Raw genomic sequence first — 16,269 nt, forward strand, 5'->3', positions numbered from 1 at the left:
CTAGACGCGGCCCGCCCACTGGAGTATGCTCTTCACCCTCTTGGCGGGATGGGGGTGCGTCGACAGGATGTCGGCCAGCGGCGAGACGTGCTCGCGGGACCACTTCTGCAGCAGATCGTCGGGGTTCGTCTCCCTGATCCGCATAGGCGGGACGGTCAGCACTATGCCCTTGAAGGGATCAACCCTCACGTTGCTCATGTAGATCTGTATCTTGGCGAGGGCCCTCGCCAGATACACCGCCGAGGGGCCCAGGAGGCGGGCCGCGTGCAGATCGGCGTAGGCCTCGCGCAGCCTGTTGAACCACAGCACGAATATCTGGATGAAAAACGTGGCCGCGGTCAGGAGGAACCCCGCCGCCAACATCACCAAGCCCAGGAGCAGGGCGGCCTCGTCGAGGGCCGCGAACAACAACATCTGGCCCGTGTAGAGCATGAAGCCGCCTATGGACCCCAGGGCCGACGGTATAAGGCCTAGGGCGAGGACCAGCTCCATGTCGAAATGCCGCACGTGGCCTACCTCGTGGGCCAGCACGGCGTGGAGCTCGTTCTCGTCCAGTATGTCGAGGAGCGGCCTCGTGACGGCCACGCCCCTCCCTTGCACCAGGTTGCCGAAGGCGAAGGCGTTGGGGAAGGGGTCGTCGGTGACGTAGACCCTGGGGGGCTTGACCCCCGAGGCCTCGGCTATTCTGCGCACCATGTCCCTAAGCAGCGAGAACGCCGGGTCGTCGGTCACGTCGCGCGCCCCCCTGCTTATCAACACGGGCGATATGAGCCACTGGAAGAGCCAGAATAGGGGGAGCCCCACCGCGAGAGTCCACAGCGGCAACGCCAGCACCGACATTATGACGTAGGTGACTAGAAACTCGGCGAGCACCGCGAGGACGCCCGCCGCCGCCATCTTGAGCCACAGCGACTTCACAGAAATAATAGTGCGGATAATTATTTTTGTGAGGCGGTGGACAGGCCTGGCCTCGATATCGGCCAGCTCCTTCATCATGCCCTGCCTAGGCAACGAAATCAACGTGGCGGCTCCCGCGATCTCGTACGCACTGAAGGTCCCAGCCGACTACGTGGCGTTGTTGCAGATGGCGCTTGCCCTGGCCGCGGGGTCTCTGGCCATACCCATGGGCAGGCTGGGCGACGTCCTGGGGCGCGCCTTCGTGTACAGGCTGGGCCTGGCGATAATCCTGGCGTCCTCGCTGGCGGCTTCCCTCTCGCCGGCGCCCATCGCCCTCATGGCCTTCTCCATCGCCATAGGTGTGGGCGCGGCCATGATCTTCGGCACAAACTACGCCATTCTGGCTTCCATATATCCCCAGGGGGGGCTGGGGAGGGCCATCGGCATAAACACCCTAGCCGTATATACAGGCCTCACGAGCGGGCCGTTGATAGGAGGCCTCCTGGCCTCTATCGACTGGCGCTATATATTTCTGGTGAATGCAGCGCCCGCCGCTCTGTCGCTGGCTCTCTCCGGAGACATCCCCGCAGGTAGATACCGGGAACGCGGCTACGATGCAGTTGGGGCAGCCCTCCTGGCGTCCTCGCTGTCGCTCTCCGTATGGGGCCTTACCTACGATATATACCTAACGGCGTTGGGCCTCGCCCTCTTGGCCTTATTCGCCGCGTACGAGATCAACAGGTCCAAGCCCCTAATCGAGCCCTCGATCTTCAGGAGGTTTAGGTTCACAGCCGCGTCCGTTGCCGCCATGCTGAACTACGCGGCCACCTTCGCCGTGACCTACGTATTGAGCCTCTATCTACACATGAGAGGGATCCCGCCGGCGTATGCGGGTCTGCTCCTGTTGCCCCAGCCCCTCTTGATGGCCATCTTCGCCCCGATCTCAGGCCGGATCTCAGACTACGTGGAGCCCGGCCTCGTGTCGTCGATGGGCATGGGGACGGCGGCGGTGGCGTTGGCGCTGATGGCCTCCATGACGGCCTCGACGCCGCTGTGGAGCCTCGAGCTGGAGCTCGCCCTGCTGGGCCTGGGCTTCGCCTTTTTCATCTCGCCGAACACCTACATGATAATAGGCTCGGTCGAGCCGCGGCACCACGGCGTGGCCTCGTCCGTGGTCGCCGTGGTGAGGCTGGTGGGCCAGTCGCTGAGCATGGCCATCGCCGCGTATGTGCTTGCATCCACGAGCGACCTCCTTTTGGGGATCCGCGAGTCCCTGGCCGTTCTCGCCGCCATATCTGTGGCGGCCGCCGCCCTCTCGCTGGCCAGAATACGCAAGCCAATCGTTTTAAAGAGGAGATAGGCGCCATGCGTGTTGATCCTATATGGCTTCGGCGGCGTCGGCAGGACGCTCGTCGAGGTCGTCCGGTCTAGGACCGACCTGAAGATATCGGCGGTCTTCGACAGCAGGGGCGGCGTCTTGAAGTGCGGCGGCTTCGAGAAGCCCGAGATAGAAGCTCTGTTGAGGTCGCCGAGGGGGGGCGTGTCGAGGTCGGGGGTGGGGAGCCCCGCCGCCCTAGAGGAGGCCTTCAGATGCGCCGAGGTGCTGGTCGACGTGAGCCCGCCTAACTACGCCGACGGCGAGCCCGCCGTCGCTGTGTACCGCTCCGCTCTGAAGGCCGGCCTCTCGATAGTCACGGCGAACAAGGCCCCGCTGGCCCTCCGCTTCCAGGAGTTCGAGGGGAAGCCGGTCTACTACAAGGCCACCGTGATGGCGGGCACCCCCGTGGTCGATCTGGCGCTGGGGCTCCGCGGACAGAGGCCGTTGGGCATCCGCGGGATATTGAACGGAACCACCAACTACATACTCAGCAGGGTCGACCTCGACGGCCTCAGCTTCGCCGATGCGCTGGAGGAGGCGAAGGCCAAGGGATACGTCGAGCCGGATCCGGCCATAGACCTGGAGGGCCTAGACGCGGCCGCGAAGCTCGTCATACTCGCCAACGCTCTCGGCGTGGGGCTATCCCTGGGCCAAGTACGCCGCGAGCCCCTGAGATATCTAGGGCCGCGCACCAAGTACGTGGCTGAGGCGGACCTCGAGAGGGGGACGGCCCGCGTCTCGCCGATCCAGCTGGGCCCCGACGACCCGCTGCTGTCGGCCCGCTATTCGACCAACGCGGTCGAGATAACGACGGAGGTCAACGAGGTCAGGGTGTACGGCAAGGGGGCCGGCAGGCTCGAGACCAGCCTGGCGTTGCTTAACGACGTCCTGAGGGCCGCCCGCGAGCGGAGATGCAGATAGCGGAGGTGGGGGCGGTCTACGCCAGCCTCCTATACCTCTCGCTTATGCTGTTCCTAGCGGCCGTCCTCAGATATTTCTTGAGGAGAGCGGGGATACCGGGCCTCGTGGCGGGTCTCGCGGCCGGCATGGCTCTGGCGCCCACGTCCCTAGGCGGAGTCTTGAACGGCCTGTTCGGCGCCTCCATATTCCAGCTCAACGACTACATAAGGTTCCTGGCCGACTTCGCGGTGATCCTGATAATATTCGCGGCGGGCCTGGAGGAGGGGCTGGCGCCCCTGAGGTCCGCCGGGCCTCTCGGAGTCGCCGGGGCGGCGCTGGGCGCCTTGTCGCCCTTCGCCGCGGGCTACGCGATGTTGAGCCCCTCGCTGGGCCGGGACGCCGCTTTATATATCGGCGCAAGCCTCGGAGCCACCAGCCTCGCCGCGGCCTCGGCCATATTGTTGGAGCAGGGCGTCAAGGGCAAGGGGGCCCGGTTCCTGACGGCGGCCGCCGCCATGGACGACGTGGTGACCTTCATAATACTCACAGCGGTCAATATACTCATCGCGGCGGGCCGTCTATCTGCCGCCGAGATCGCCTATACGATAGCCGTCTATTCAGGCGCCTGGGTCTTTATACTGTTCGTCTCGCTTGCGGCCGTCAAGCTCCTGGGCAGAGGCATAAGGGAGGAGTATTCATACGAGTTCTCGCTGGTCGTGATATTCGGCCTGACGGCCGCCATGGTGGTCTTGGGCTTCTCGCCGATAATAGCCGCCTTCATAGCCGGCGTCGCCGTGGCCGAGGGCCTCAGCAAGGAGAACATAAAGAGGCTGACCGACGCGTTGCTCGAGGTCTTCGGCCCCGTGTTCTTCGCCGTGGTGGGCGCGGAGAGCGATCTCTCGGGGATAGGCCTCAGTGGCCTCGTCATGGGCCTGGCCCTAACAGCGATCGCCGTCTTATTCAAGATGATCGGCATATTTCCATTCGCCTACCTCTACACACGCGACGTTAAGGCGTCCGCCGCCATCTCGCTTGGGATGGTCCCCAGGGGCGAGACGGGGCTGGCCATAGCCAGCCTAGGGCTGGAGGCGGGCGTTTTAACGAGCTGGGAGTTCACGGCGCTCGTTCTGATGGGTCTGCTGACCACCGTGATAGGCGCCATAGCGTTTTCCAGAGCGCAGAGCTGGCTTAGAGGCCGCTAATAGAGCCCCGACTTTATCGACAGCTCGGCGGCCAGCACGGCGTTGCCGGCTGCGCCTCTTATCGTGTTGTGGCCAAGGGCGACGAACGCCAGCTTCTTGGGCGCCAGCTTCCTGATGCGGCCGACGACCACCGACATGCCTCTGCCGGCCATTCTGTCTAGCCTGGGCTGAGGCCTATCCAGGGCCCTTATCGGTATCACGGGCTGGGGAGGCGCCGTGGGGAGGCCGAGCTCCTGGGGGACGCCTCTGAACTTCGCCATGAGCTCTGCCGCGGCCTCCACGTCGAAATCCCTCACAGTGTCCACGTAGACCGCCTCGGTATGTCCGTCGAGCACGGGGACGCGGGTCGTGGTCGCGTAGATCTCGATCTCTCTCCTGAAGATCTTTCTGGTCTCGTTGACTATTTTCTCCTCCTCTCCCTTTATGTAGGGGATCAAGTTGTCGATTATGGCGACCGAGGGGACCCCCGCGTAGCCGGCGCCAGTCACCGCCTGCATGGTCGCCACGTGGATCCTGGATATGCCGAACTCGTCGAGGATGGGCTTGAGCGGGAGGTCCAGGATGGTCGTGCTGCAGTTGGGCTTCTTGATCACGAAGCCGCTCCAGCCGCGCCGCGCCCTCTGCTCCTTGACCAGGGACAGGTCGTCGGGGTTCACCTCGGGTATCAGGAGAGGCACGTCGGGGTCGAGCCTCATGTTGCTGGAGTTGCTGACGACCATGTGGCCCCGCCTGGCCATCTCGGGCTCCACCCTGGCGGCAACCTCGGAGGGAAGCGCCGAGAATATCACGTCGACCTTGGGCAGCGAGTCCACGTCGAGTCTGTCTATCCTCAGCTCGGCGGCTTTCTGAGGCATGGGCGTCTCCAGCACCCAGTTTATCTCGCCGTACTTCCTCCCGGCGCTCCTCTCGGATGCGGCGACGCCCACTAGGTCGAACCAGGGATGTTCTGCCAGCAACTGCACGTATCGCTGCCCCACGAGCCCCGTGGCGCCGACTACGTAGGCCTTCAGCCTATCCATAGCAACTTCTCGAAGTAGGGCTTGACGAAGAGGTCGTGGGCCCACTTGGGCGGCATGGGGACCTGCGCGGCGAATCTGCCCACGTAGTCGCCTCCCAGCTTGACTATCTCCTCGGCGTCGAGGCCGACCACGCAGGAGCCCTCGCCGCATCTGAGCACCACTTTATACGGAGGCGGCGCGTAGAAGTTGCCTATGACGGTGCCTCTGCTCCAGTAGTTGCGCACCTCGACGTACATCCCGCCCGACACGGGCTCGAAGGTCCTCGGGTGGAAGTTCTTGGCGCCGAGCCTAGCCGCCTCGACGGCCTCCTCGACCGACATCATGGGCAATATCTTGGCCTCCGGCACCTCCTGCGGGTTTGCCGTCATGACTCCGGGCGAGTCGGTCACCAGCACCACCTGCCTGTAGCCGAGCAACTTGGCGAGGAAGGTGGCGGTGTAGTCGCTCCCGCCCCTCCCCACTGTGGTGAACCTGCCGTCCTTGGTCCTCCCTATGAAGCCGGTCACCACGGCCACGCCGTTGTGGCCATCTATATCGGCCGCAAGGCTGCGGTCTTCGAGCGGCTTGGCGCTGCCGAAATTGTCGTCGGTGACTATCGGGGCCACGAACAGCTCGCTGTCCAAGCCCATCCTCCTGAGCAGTCCGTTCATTATTGTGGCCGACAGCCGCTCCCCGAACGACATGAAGTAGTCCAGCACGTCGGGTCCCTCGGGAAGCTCCAGCGCAGCTCTCAGCTCCTTGAGCAGAGGCTCCACGCCGGATACGCCGAGTCTCTTCGCTATCTCCACATGTATATCCCTAATCGCCTCGTAGATGCTCTCGTGCCTGGTCTTGTACAGCTCTATCAACATGTCCGTCACGCCCTTCACGGCCGAGACCACCACCACCGGCGACTCGTACGACGAGATGAACTTAGCCGCATCCACGAAGTGCTGGGCGCCTCTGAGCAGAGAGCCTCCTATCTTCACTACGGCCCTCATCGGCTCAACGCAGAGATCAGCTCCTCCTGGGACGCCACCGGGACCGTCTTGACCTCGACGACGTCGGGATCCTTGAGGGCGTGGCCCGTCACCACGGCCACGGTGACGCCGGGAAGATCCAACGCGAGGGCGCCGGCTATTGAGGCCGCTCCGGCGGGCTCTGCGCCGATGCCATCGGCCCTGGCTAGAGCCAGCTGGGCCCTCAAGATCTCCGTGTCGTCGACCTCTACGAACATCCCGCCGGATTCCCTTACGGCTATAAATGCCTTGACCCAGTTGACGGGCCTCCCGATCCTTATGGCCGAGGCCACCGTGTTGGGCGAGTCGAGGAACAACGGGTTCTGCAGGCCCTCGCGCCAGGCGCGGGCCAGCGGCGCGGCGCCGGCCGCCTGGACCCCCACCATCCTGGGCAACTTGGCGCACAGCCCGAGCTCCCCGAGCTCCCTAAAGCCTTTCCATATAGCATATATATTTCCGGCGTTCCCAACGGGGACTACTATATTGTCGGGGCAGCCGAGCTCCTCATACACCTCGTAGGCAAGCGTCTTCTGGCCCTCCAGACGCCACGGGTTGAAGCTGTTGAGCGGATAGGCGTACTTGGTGCCGTAGTCCACGACCAGGCTGAGCGCCCTGTCGAAGTAGCCCTCGACGGCGAGGATCTCGGCGCCGTGCAGAGCGGCTTGCACCAGCTTCCCCCTGGCCACGTTGCCTCTAGGCAGGACCACATAGGCCTTGAGGCCGGCCCTAGCCGCGTAGGCAGCCGCCGAGGCGGCGGTGTTGCCGGTCGACGCCACCACGACCTTGCCCGCGCCCGTCTCCCTAGCCACGGTCACCCCAAGCGCCATGCCCCTATCCTTGAAGCTGCCGGTGGGGTTCGCCCCCTCGAATTTAACCCAGAGATTTCCCTTGAGCCTGGACTCGACCAACGGAGTCCTCCCCTCGCCCATAGTTACGCCGGTCTTCATGGGCAACATGGTGGCGTAGCGCCATATCCCCGAGCCCTTCGGCGCCCAGTATTTCCCCCTCACCACGAGGTCTAGGAGACCTCCGCACCTAGGGCATCTGAACAGCCTAAAGTCGGGGCCGTACTCGGCCCCGCATACGACGCACCTCAAGGCGACGTCGCTATTGTCCCCGAAGGCATATGCGACGAAACGCCGGACTATATAAACTTTGTCGCCATGACGGGCTATATTACGGCAACTATATATTTCGGCCGTCCGCATTGATTATATATAAATTAGGTTGCAAAAATAAATATATAGAAAATATTTTTAGATAAACAATAAAATAATATTCCTGTAATTAAAATGCATTTGCTATGGGGTAACTACAACAGAGCGGTCCAGCGCGGGCATGATGCGTGCAGAAGAGGGCGCGCGTCTAACCGGCGCCACAGACCCACCTGGCTAGATCGCCCAGCAACGCGAGATTGTCGCCGAGCTTCACGAAGTCGGGGAGGAACGAGGTCACGGTGCCCACCGCGGTCACGTTGCCTCTTTGCAACACCACGGCGTATCTGCCCGCGCCAAAGCCCAGGAGGTGGGCGTCGACGTAGATGCCGGCGCCGGAGCCCGATATAGCGGCCGGCGTGAAGAAGACGTAGCGGCCGCCGCCTAGCTCTGTGGAGTTGATGTATCCGGTCGACACGAACTGCCAATTGCCCGTCGGGGTATTTAAGGCGGCGCTTGCGTTGTAGAGATAGCCGTCCATCACCACCATGCCGAACTGAGTCAACAGCCCATCGAGGTATACGGGCGATGGAGGCGTGGAAGTTATGTATATGGAGTTGGCCAGCCTGGGGTCGTAGAACACGAGCAGACGGCCGCCCGAAGCCGTAAAGGACTCCAAGGCCTCCACGGAGGCTGAGGAGTACGGCGACGACGGGTCGACGATCACGACGCCTGTGGCGTTTCTGAGCAAGCTCCTGAGCCCGTCCCCCGTGGTGGCGAACGCGACGCTGCAGTTGTAGATAACCAGCCTCGACGCCAGAGATTGGACGAACTGTTCGGGGATCAGGTTGCCGTGGCTGAGGTCCACCACCACGTATTTGCCCGCGGGCTTGATTTGGGACACGTTGAACTTGGGGGCCCGAGACGACCGCGTACACGGGCTTGCCCAGACCCTTCAGGGCCCCGTAGAGGGCCTCCGTGGCGTCCAAGGTTCCGCCGGGCGAATCTATGTACAATATTATCCCGGCCACGTCGCTGGAGTTGAGCCTAAGTATGTATGGAAGCAAGGGATCGACCCAACAGCTGGTCAACGGCGCCGTGACGGGAATCACCACCTCCTGGGGAGTTGACACGGTCTGGACAGACCGTTGTTGTTGCGTGGCCACCATGACCAACACGGCCGCGACGCTGACCGCGGCCAGCACCAACGCGGCTAGCGTCGTCCTATCTCCGGCCATAGCTGATATTGAGGCCCTTTTAAATAATTAGATCAGGCGCGCCGTGGAGCCCCATCCGCCGTAGCGGCGGAGCCGCTCGACGATTGGAGAAATACCCCTGCCCTATCTACATCGGTTAACCGTGAAGCCGCGGGCGTACGCGGCTACAGAGAGTCCCTGGGCCGCCGCGCATCTGGAGACGCATCGATCGGAACGTCGCTGAGAGCTGAGGACCATAATGTTTAACAAGTCCTAGTCGCCGCCGAGAAGGAACCTGGCGTCCACGACGTAGGCTCCTTTGCCCTCCTCGAGGGCTATGACGGGGTTTAGATCGGCCTCCCTTATGGCCGGATTCTCAGACAGCAGACGGGAGAACTTGACTATCACGTCCACCACCGCGTGTAGATCTCTCGGCGGGGTGCCGCGGTAGCCCGTCAACAGCCTGTAGGCCTTCACCTCCCTCAGCATCTCCCAAGCGTCCTCCTCCTCGATCGGCACGAGCCTCATGGACACGTCCCTGTAGAGCTCCGTCAAGACGCCGCCTAGGCCGAACGCAACGACGTGGCCGAAGACGTCGTCGTAGACGGCGCCTATTATGAGCTCGATACCCTGCGGCACCATCTTCTGTATGAGGCACCCCTCTACCTCCGCATAGGGAGCCCGCGCCTTGACGGACTCCCTTATCTTGTTGCACGCCGCGACAAGCCCGCCTCTGTCGGCGATGCCGAGGACGACGCCGCCCACATCGGTCTTATGCACTATCTGCCTCGAGATGACCTTGACGGCCACGGGGTAGCCTATCTTATCGGCGAGCGAGACGGCCTCCTCCTCGTCCTTGGCTACGCCGTAGTCGGGCACCGGTATGGAGTACCGCCTCAACAGCTCGAACGCCTCGTGTTCGTGGAGCTTGGTCCTCCCCTCGGCCTTGGCCCTATCCACCACGCTCATGGTCTGACCACGCCGCGTATTTTTGCGTATTGGTAGAGAGCCCACAGGGCTCTGGCCGCCCTGTCGGGCGTCGGGTAAGTGGGTATCTCGGCGTCCTCTAGGGACTTGGTGAAGGACTGGACCATCTCGCTCCCGCCGAAGTTGACAACAACTATGGGCTTCCTGAACCTCCTGGCATCTATCAAGTATTCGGCCAGGTTTTGCGTCAAGCCCGGCACCTGCATCAAGGTGATGACCAGAGCCATGTCGAAGAATGCCGTCGGTAGCAACGCCTCCAGCACCACCTTGTAGTGCTGATCCGTGGCGGACCCCGTCACGTCCACGGGGTTCCCCAAGGCCGAGAACGGCAGCAGCTCCCCCCTCAAATCCCGCCTTATCGATTCGGGCAGTTCGGGCACCTCGAGGCCTAGAGCCTCCAGCTCGTCCACCGCCTGTATGCCCATCCCGCCGGAGTCGGTTAAGACCAAGACGCGCCCGCCCCTGGGGAGCGGCTGGGTGGCCAACGCCTTGGCCATATCGAACATATCCCTCAGATTGGCCGCCTCGATGATCCCCGCCTGCCTGAAAAGGCCCCTATACATCTCGTAGCTGCCGGCCAGCGCGGCCGTGTGGGACCTCACGGCCCTCTGGGCCGCGGCGCCCCTCCCCGCCTTGTAGGCTATTATGGGCTTCTTCTTGACGACCTCCCGCGCCGCGTCCAAGAACCTCCTGGCCTCGCCGGGATACTTGAAGCCCTCCACGTAGACCGTGATGACCTTTATCCTTTCGTCCCTCTCGAAGTATCTGAGGAGCTCCACGTCGCCTACATCGGCCTTGTTCCCGTAGTTGACCATGATGGAGAGGCCTATGTTCCTCCTGGCGGCCCAGTCCATTATGGACGCGGCCACGGCGCCGCTCTGGCTTATAAGCGCCAGGGGGCCTGCGGGCGGCCTTCCGGCGCGCTCGGCGGGCAGAAAGACCGTGTCGAAGCCGTTGAAGGCGTTGTAGACGCCGAGGCAGTTGGGGCCCAGGACCCTGACGCCGTGCATCCTGCCGAGGGCCCTCAGCTCGTCCTCGAGCTCCTTGTTGCCCGCCTCGGCGAAGCCGCTGCTGATTATCACGGCTGCCTTGACGCCCTTCTTGCCCGCCTCCTCGAGCACCTGCGGCACCACCTGGGCAGGCACGGCTATGACGACGACGTCCACGGGCTCTGGGATCTCCGATATCGATTTGTAGAACTTGAGTTGCCTCCCCTTGATCTCGACCTCATCGTATTTGGGGTTCACGAAGTAGGCGGTCCCCCTGAATCTATCGATCAGGTTTTCCAATATGACGTAGCCGACTGAGGCCTGTTTCGGCGACGCGCCGACCAACGCAACGGAGCTGGGCGAGATGAGCGGCGCGAGGTCCTCCTGGCTCGAAGACATATCGTAATCATAAATTTGGGATTAAAAAATTTTCTATAAACTATATCAAAAAAATTCGATAGATAATTTTTGTTTTAAATATATGAGTTAATACCGGAATTATTGTAATATAAATATAAATAAATAGAATATATAGAGCGCTACTACGAAAAGGCCTTCTTAGACCTCGGTGACGATCAAGGCGTACCTGCCGCCAGCGTCCCGCCTGGTGTGTACGGCCTAGACTACGGCCAATACCTGTTCCATGGGTTAAGTCATGGCCCGCTGCGGGCGATCGAAGATATTCCGTATGCCTTCCATAGGTCGGCGGCGACGGCCTGCGATCCTGAGCCCCATCGGCGCGTCTTCTGGCTATTGTCGACCCCAGACCCTCGGGGCGTCTGGGTCCGCGCTCGCGGCTGGGCGGAGCAACTCCCCGGCTCCGTTTAACGCGATCTCATTTAATATTTACCTGGAGGCGCGATCTCCATGTTTGAGATCGCCAGGGCCTACTTTAAGGACGGCGTATGTATTCCCTCCCGCGAAGGGGGCGATTACAACCTATGTGGGAGGGGGACCTCGAGGCTTCTGGTGGACGGGGACGGCTCCTCGGGCGTCGTCGGCGTCGAGGCCAAGGCCGACGTGGAGCTGGCCGAGTGGCCTCTTGACATATCTATCAAGGCCGATGCCCTGGCCTTCGTCGCATTGACAAACGCTAGGATATACGACGGGCCTCGGGGATGTAACGAGGCCTACGTGGGCAGAGGCACGCCGGAGGAGTGCGCCTCGGCCCCGTCGAACTATCCCAAGAAGCCGTCGGTCGAGCTGGACGTGGCCAAGTGGTGGATACAGCCCTGGGCGACTCCCTATTTCAGCGAGGATTTCCCGGATCTCCTGCCCTTCACTGTGTCGCTGTTGGTCTCGCTGAGGGACGGCGGGTATTTGGCGTTGCTGGCCGCTTCGTCGGGAGACCTCAGCGGCTACCTCTGGAGCGGCTGGACCGCCAGGGCCTATATGGGCGTCGAGTCCAGACAGGTGGGGCGCTCGTGGATATTGGCCTACGGCCTCTCCGGCGATCCCTACGAGGCCCTGAGGAGGGCCTGGGGAGCGCTCGCGGCGCGCGCCAACCTCAGGCTGAGGCGCGGGAAGCGCAGGCCCGAGTTCCTCGACCATCTGGGATGGTGCAGCTGGAACGCGTTTCTGATAGATGTGTCGAGCCTCGGCCTGTTGGACGTGGTGAGGGGCCTGAGGGAGAGGGGCGTGCCCGTGGCCTGGGCCTTGATAGACGACGGGTGGCAGAGGGAGAGGTGGGTCGAGCAGCCCTGTTGTCTCAACAGGGTGTTGACCTCGTTGAAGCCCGACGAGGGCAAGTTCCCAGGGGGCTTCGACGGGACGGTGAGGGGCTTGAGGGCGCTCGGCGTCAACTGGGTCGGCCTCTGGCACACGTTGAACGTCCACTGGGGCGGCTTCGACGACGGCGTGGAGGGCGAGCTGGGCGTCTCGGGGATCCCCTACGCGGCCGCCAAGGCGCCGCCGCCGAAATACCCCGAGGCCCTGTTCCTCTACAAGAGGCTTTACGCCGGCCTTAAGGGTTTCGATTTCGTCAAGGTCGATAACCAATGCTCCGCGAGGCTGATGGCGCGCTACGCGGGCGAGAAGGTCGGCAGAGCGGCGGCGTCGCTGCAGACGGCCCTTCAGCTGGCCGCGGAGCAGTCGGGGCTCTCGATAATGAACTGCATGTCGATGAATCCCGAGAACTACAGCAACTACTTCTCCAGCAACGTCATGAGGACCTCCGACGACTATGTGCCCTATTGGCGCGACGGGGCGCGGCTCCACGCCATATCCAACGCGTACGGCTCCCTATTCTTCTCGGAGGCGGTCTGGCCGGACTTCGACATGTTCTCGAGCTACGACCCCTACGCCAAGCTGCACCTGGTGCTTAGAGTCTTCAGCGGAGGCCCCGTGTATATAGCCGACAGAGATCCCGGCAGGACGAACGTCGACCTCTTGAAGATGGCCGTGTTGCCCAGCGGAGAGGTGGTGAGGGTGGATTTCCCGGCCCTCCCCACGCGCGACGTGCTTTTCGAGAACCCCTATAAGGGCCGCCGCCTCCTGAAGCTGGCCTCCACGGTAAGGGGGAGGGCGGCTGTGGCCGTGTGTAACGTATCCGATCGCAGATCTGCCGACGTGGTGAGGCCGGGGTCGTTGCCGTTCGACGCAGTCGCCGAGGTCTTTTACAAGGTCTTCGCCCGCGAGGGCGGCTCCACGCCTGGCGGCGGGGTGCCGATAGAGCTGGAGCCTCTCGACTGCGAGGTCGTCATACTGTCGCGGCCGGGCCTCATAGGCCTCGCCGAGTATATACTGCCCCCGTACCCGATCGTCGATGGGAGGCCTACAGCGCCGGGCACGCCAGTTGAGATCAGATGACTCTGTCCGTCGAGGCGCCGACGCGGACCCTCTCCACGGGCTCCCCGAGCCTTATCACCTCGTTTATGTGTCTGGGCGATGTCAGAACAAGCCCGCCGTCTACCGTCCCAGCCTGCCTTCCGGAAAAGGGGATGTCGATGAGGGGCGTCGGGTCGTTGACCCTCAGCCTGAGGACCTCTCCGTCGGATTGGGCAAGAACCTTCATTAAAAGGGGGATTTTCCGCGGGTAAAAAGATTACACTTGCTCGACAGTCGCTACCGCCTCGTCCTCGCCGGATTTTCTCAGCAACTTATTCACCGCGAGCGCCAGGCCGGCGGCCGAGACGCCTCCAGCGGCGGCCGCGGTGTCGGTCACAGTTATGGGCACCCCGTTGATGATGGCCACTATTGGCGTCTTGACGACCACCGTCACGGTCTGGCTTGGGCCTGACACGGTCAAGTTGCTGGTTACGTGCACTCTACCGCCCACGTTGACGGCCAGCGTGTACGCCCCCTCGAGTACGCCGTTAAACGCCACGGAGCCGCTGCTGTCGGTCGCGCCGCTGGCGGGGAAGCCGTTTATCGACACCTGCGCATTGGGTATGGGCTGGTTCAACACGCCCACCACGACCACCTTCACGTTGTATATGCCCAACTGCACCACGTGCTGGCTGAAGTCCAGCGACTGCACCAGGACGTTGGCCGCCGGGACTCCCTTGTAGGTTATCTGCACCGAGACGGGCTCGGGCTGGTACACGTAGACGCTCACCACGCCGCCAGAGACCGCCACGTTGTACTGGCCGGCCGAGGCGGCTATGTCGCCGACGGTTCCGCCGAACTTGTTGGCCACGGTTATCGTCAACGGGCTCCAGTTCACGAGGAACGTGTAGACGCCGGCCTCGGCGGTGTTGCCCTCCTGCACCACTATGTAGGCCTCATGGCCGTCGGGGCTTATGGAGGCCATCCTGACGCCGCCGCCCCACACCAGCTGCACGTCGGTGGCGTTGGTTATTATGGCGCTGCCCGGCGTCTTTATCGACACTATCTTGGCGAGGGCGGGCAGTTGGAGCACCACTGCGGTCCACACGCCGTCGGCCACGTCGGCCTGCGTGACGTTGACCAAGGCGCGGTCGGGTAGCCAGGTGACTTGCGCCGGCCTGTACACTATGGGTATGTATATTACGTTGACCGGGGAGCTCATCGTCGACGTGACCGTGAAGCTGTCGCCGTACACTATCGCTATCCTGTAGGTCAGCTGGGCCTGCCACAGCGGCGGTATCAGGTAGCTCACCGACCTTATTATGAAGCTCAACGTGTTGTTGTTCACTATGTCGACCAGCCCGCCGGATATGGCTATCTGGCCGCCCGACTGCTGGCCGACCAGGTTCACGTTGCCGGTGTAGGCGAACACCACGTAGCCGAGCAGTTGCCAGCCCTGGGGCACCCCTATCTGGGATCCGCTGACGGTCAGCTGCGAGTTGGGGCCGACTGTGGCGGCCTGCTGAGCCAAGCTCTTCACCAGCAGGGCGGCAGGCAGCGAGGGGCCGCTGGTTATCACCACCTTGTAGGTGCCGGGCTGCGTCAGCTCGACCACCTTCGGCTCCACGCGGTAGGCCGATGCCGGCGATCCGTCGGGTAGCTCCACGGAGCTTATGACGTACGGCGCGCCGGGATCTAGCCTAACCGTGGCGCTCTCCCCGAAGCCCTGGGGCATATTCGCGTTGGGCAACGATATCGTCAAGACGGTTCCGTTGGCCAGCTGGACGTACTGGTCGTAGGTGAACTGGTAGGTCACCTGTAGCTGGACCTGCACGTTGGCGTTGGCCGTGTTTATCAGCATGACCTTGCTGGCGTCGGGGCCGATGTATACCGCCTGGAGGAAGCCCTCCGAGTTGTAGGACTTGCTGAAGAAGCCGTTGGCCGCCACCTGTATCGAGGGGTAGACGCCTTGGAATTGGACCACCATGCCGCTGTAGGCGAAGCCGGAGCCGGGGGTCACAGCGGGCGGCGATATGGTGTAGGTGCCGCCGGGGCCTAGCTGCACGGTCAGCGTGACGGTCTTGTAGGCCAGGTATTGTATCTGTGCGTTGTAGGGGAAGACCACGTTTATCGGGCCGGCTAGCGCGAGCGCGGCCAGCCCTATTAGCGCTATGGGCAGGAATTTCAGGCGCATGCGTCTCCGACGCCGTCATTTAATAAGACCTATGTACACCTTTAATCAATAGGATCTGTATATCAGGCAAATATTACTATCTCCGAAAGATACCTTTATTTAATGCCGCCCGGCCGACCTGCGCCTACCTGCTGGGCCCTTCCCCGCGGAGGTAGCTGTCGCCGCCCCGCTCCCAGTCGTCGCGCCTAGGCGAGAACACGTCGACGACCACCAAGTCCGTGAGCGCCCTGACCTCATGCGGAGCCCCAGGCGGTATGTGCACAACCTTGCCCGCCGACACCTCCCGCGCAACGCCGCCGACAACGAACAGCGCCCTGCCCTCGAGGACCAAGCTGATCTGCTCGTTCTCGTGGCTGTGGGCCGGCACCGTGCAGCCTGCCTTGATCCTAAACTGCGCGAGGGTGAGGTTCTTCCCAGACACGTAGCGCCTCTCGAGACATTCGTTGAGCCTCTCGAAAGTCCAGCCCATAATTATACGGACACCCTATTTAAAGTGAAACTGGCCGTAGAGAGGCGTCCCTCTGTTGCGGAGGGCCGTGGGGGCTTGCTGACGGCCAGCCTTCAGCCGTCTCTACGGCCTCGTACGGCT

General features: G+C 62.6%; 15 protein-coding genes. 5 read left to right on the top strand and 10 right to left on the bottom strand.

The window, feature by feature from the left end:
- Window positions 1-897: a zinc metalloprotease HtpX gene (locus tag B7L68_RS03705; RefSeq protein ID WP_101958006.1), complete on the bottom strand. Its 897-nt coding sequence runs from the start codon at window positions 895-897 to the stop codon at window positions 1-3.
- 49 nt (window positions 898-946) lie between these two features.
- Between B7L68_RS03705 and B7L68_RS03710 the strand changes: the two genes are divergently transcribed.
- Genes B7L68_RS03710 through B7L68_RS03720 form a run of 3 tightly spaced genes read left to right on the top strand, consistent with a single transcriptional unit; the run spans window position 947 to window position 4,377 of the window.
- Window positions 947-2,257: an MFS transporter gene (locus tag B7L68_RS03710; RefSeq protein ID WP_081246346.1), complete on the top strand. Its 1,311-nt coding sequence runs from the start codon at window positions 947-949 to the stop codon at window positions 2,255-2,257.
- A 9-nt stretch (window positions 2,258-2,266) separates the two neighbouring features.
- Complete coding sequence (locus B7L68_RS03715; protein ID WP_081246347.1) at window positions 2,267-3,196, top strand: homoserine dehydrogenase; 930 nt, start codon at window positions 2,267-2,269, stop codon at window positions 3,194-3,196.
- Window positions 3,187-4,377: a cation:proton antiporter gene (locus B7L68_RS03720; protein ID WP_081246348.1), complete on the top strand. Its 1,191-nt coding sequence runs from the start codon at window positions 3,187-3,189 to the stop codon at window positions 4,375-4,377. The genes B7L68_RS03715 and B7L68_RS03720 overlap by 10 nt, the downstream gene beginning before the upstream one ends.
- Here the strand turns inward: B7L68_RS03720 and asd are convergent.
- From asd to B7L68_RS03740, 4 genes are all read right to left on the bottom strand, one after another.
- On the bottom strand, window positions 4,374-5,396 hold the full coding sequence (gene asd / locus B7L68_RS03725; RefSeq protein WP_081246349.1) for an aspartate-semialdehyde dehydrogenase: 1,023 nt from the start codon (window positions 5,394-5,396) through the stop codon (window positions 4,374-4,376). The genes B7L68_RS03720 and asd overlap by 4 nt on opposite strands.
- Window positions 5,384-6,376 (bottom strand): aspartate kinase, encoded by a 993-nt coding sequence (locus B7L68_RS03730; protein WP_081246350.1) that lies wholly within the window; start codon window positions 6,374-6,376, stop codon window positions 5,384-5,386. The genes asd and B7L68_RS03730 overlap by 13 nt, the downstream gene beginning before the upstream one ends.
- Window positions 6,373-7,491 carry a threonine synthase gene (gene thrC, locus B7L68_RS03735; protein WP_238136312.1) on the bottom strand — a complete coding sequence of 373 codons (1,119 nt, stop codon included), beginning with the start codon at window positions 7,489-7,491 and terminating at the stop codon, window positions 6,373-6,375. Before thrC ends, B7L68_RS03730 begins: the two co-directional genes overlap by 4 nt.
- Before the next feature lie 268 nt (window positions 7,492-7,759).
- Window positions 7,760-8,452 (bottom strand): hypothetical protein, encoded by a 693-nt coding sequence (locus B7L68_RS03740; protein WP_238136313.1) that lies wholly within the window; start codon window positions 8,450-8,452, stop codon window positions 7,760-7,762.
- Between the two features lie 74 nt (window positions 8,453-8,526).
- Between B7L68_RS03740 and B7L68_RS08955 the strand changes: the two genes are divergently transcribed.
- Entirely contained in the window at window positions 8,527-8,817 is a 291-nt protein-coding gene (locus B7L68_RS08955) for a hypothetical protein (RefSeq protein WP_238136314.1), read from the top strand.
- Between the two features lie 200 nt (window positions 8,818-9,017).
- On the opposite strand, the gene B7L68_RS03745 is transcribed toward B7L68_RS08955, so the two are convergent.
- Both B7L68_RS03745 and B7L68_RS03750 read right to left on the bottom strand, forming a co-directional pair.
- Window positions 9,018-9,713 carry an acetate--CoA ligase family protein gene (locus B7L68_RS03745; RefSeq protein WP_081246352.1) on the bottom strand — a complete coding sequence of 232 codons (696 nt, stop codon included), beginning with the start codon at window positions 9,711-9,713 and terminating at the stop codon, window positions 9,018-9,020.
- Entirely contained in the window at window positions 9,710-11,119 is a 1,410-nt protein-coding gene (locus B7L68_RS03750) for an acetate--CoA ligase family protein (RefSeq protein WP_081246353.1), read from the bottom strand. The genes B7L68_RS03745 and B7L68_RS03750 overlap by 4 nt, the downstream gene beginning before the upstream one ends.
- A 468-nt stretch (window positions 11,120-11,587) precedes the next feature.
- Here B7L68_RS03750 and B7L68_RS03755 point away from each other — a divergent pair, with 468 nt between their 5' ends.
- Window positions 11,588-13,528 (top strand): Sip1-related alpha-galactosidase, encoded by a 1,941-nt coding sequence (locus tag B7L68_RS03755; RefSeq protein ID WP_081246354.1) that lies wholly within the window; start codon window positions 11,588-11,590, stop codon window positions 13,526-13,528.
- Here the strand turns inward: B7L68_RS03755 and B7L68_RS03760 are convergent.
- From B7L68_RS03760 to B7L68_RS03770, 3 genes are all read right to left on the bottom strand, one after another.
- Window positions 13,521-13,733, bottom strand: a complete 213-nt coding sequence (locus B7L68_RS03760; protein ID WP_081246355.1) for a hypothetical protein — start codon at window positions 13,731-13,733, stop codon at window positions 13,521-13,523. The two genes, B7L68_RS03755 and B7L68_RS03760, sit on opposite strands and share 8 nt — an antisense overlap.
- A gap of 30 nt (window positions 13,734-13,763) precedes the next feature.
- Window positions 13,764-15,680, bottom strand: coding sequence for a carboxypeptidase-like regulatory domain-containing protein (locus B7L68_RS03765; RefSeq protein ID WP_081246356.1), 1,917 nt, complete (start codon window positions 15,678-15,680; stop codon window positions 13,764-13,766).
- A 124-nt stretch (window positions 15,681-15,804) separates the two neighbouring features.
- A complete protein-coding gene (locus B7L68_RS03770; RefSeq protein WP_081246357.1) occupies window positions 15,805-16,149 on the bottom strand; it encodes a cupin domain-containing protein in 345 nt (114 codons plus the stop codon).
- Window positions 16,150-16,269 lie beyond the last annotated feature (120 nt).

Origin of the sequence: Thermoproteus sp. CP80 (assembly GCF_002077075.2) — an archaeon.
Lineage (GTDB): Archaea > Thermoproteota > Thermoprotei > Thermoproteales > Thermoproteaceae > Thermoproteus.

Bases quoted from the DNA above. Each gene is read 5' to 3' on its own strand.
- B7L68_RS03745 (WP_081246352.1), bottom strand. From the start codon at position 9,713: ATGAGCGTGGTGGATAGGGCCAAGGCCGAGGGGAGGACCAAGCTCCAC.
- asd (WP_081246349.1), bottom strand. From the start codon at position 5,396: ATGGATAGGCTGAAGGCCTACGTAGTCGGCGCCACGGGGCTCGTGGGG.
- B7L68_RS03760 (WP_081246355.1), bottom strand. From the start codon at position 13,733: ATGAAGGTTCTTGCCCAATCCGACGGAGAGGTCCTCAGGCTGAGGGTC.
- B7L68_RS03770 (WP_081246357.1), bottom strand. From the start codon at position 16,149: ATGGGCTGGACTTTCGAGAGGCTCAACGAATGTCTCGAGAGGCGCTAC.
- B7L68_RS03765 (WP_081246356.1), bottom strand. From the start codon at position 15,680: ATGCGCCTGAAATTCCTGCCCATAGCGCTAATAGGGCTGGCCGCGCTC.
- B7L68_RS03720 (WP_081246348.1), top strand. From the start codon at position 3,187: ATGCAGATAGCGGAGGTGGGGGCGGTCTACGCCAGCCTCCTATACCTC.
- B7L68_RS03705 (WP_101958006.1), bottom strand. From the start codon at position 897: ATGGCGGCGGCGGGCGTCCTCGCGGTGCTCGCCGAGTTTCTAGTCACC.
- B7L68_RS03730 (WP_081246350.1), bottom strand. From the start codon at position 6,376: ATGAGGGCCGTAGTGAAGATAGGAGGCTCTCTGCTCAGAGGCGCCCAG.
- B7L68_RS03750 (WP_081246353.1), bottom strand. From the start codon at position 11,119: ATGTCTTCGAGCCAGGAGGACCTCGCGCCGCTCATCTCGCCCAGCTCC.
- B7L68_RS03755 (WP_081246354.1), top strand. From the start codon at position 11,588: ATGTTTGAGATCGCCAGGGCCTACTTTAAGGACGGCGTATGTATTCCC.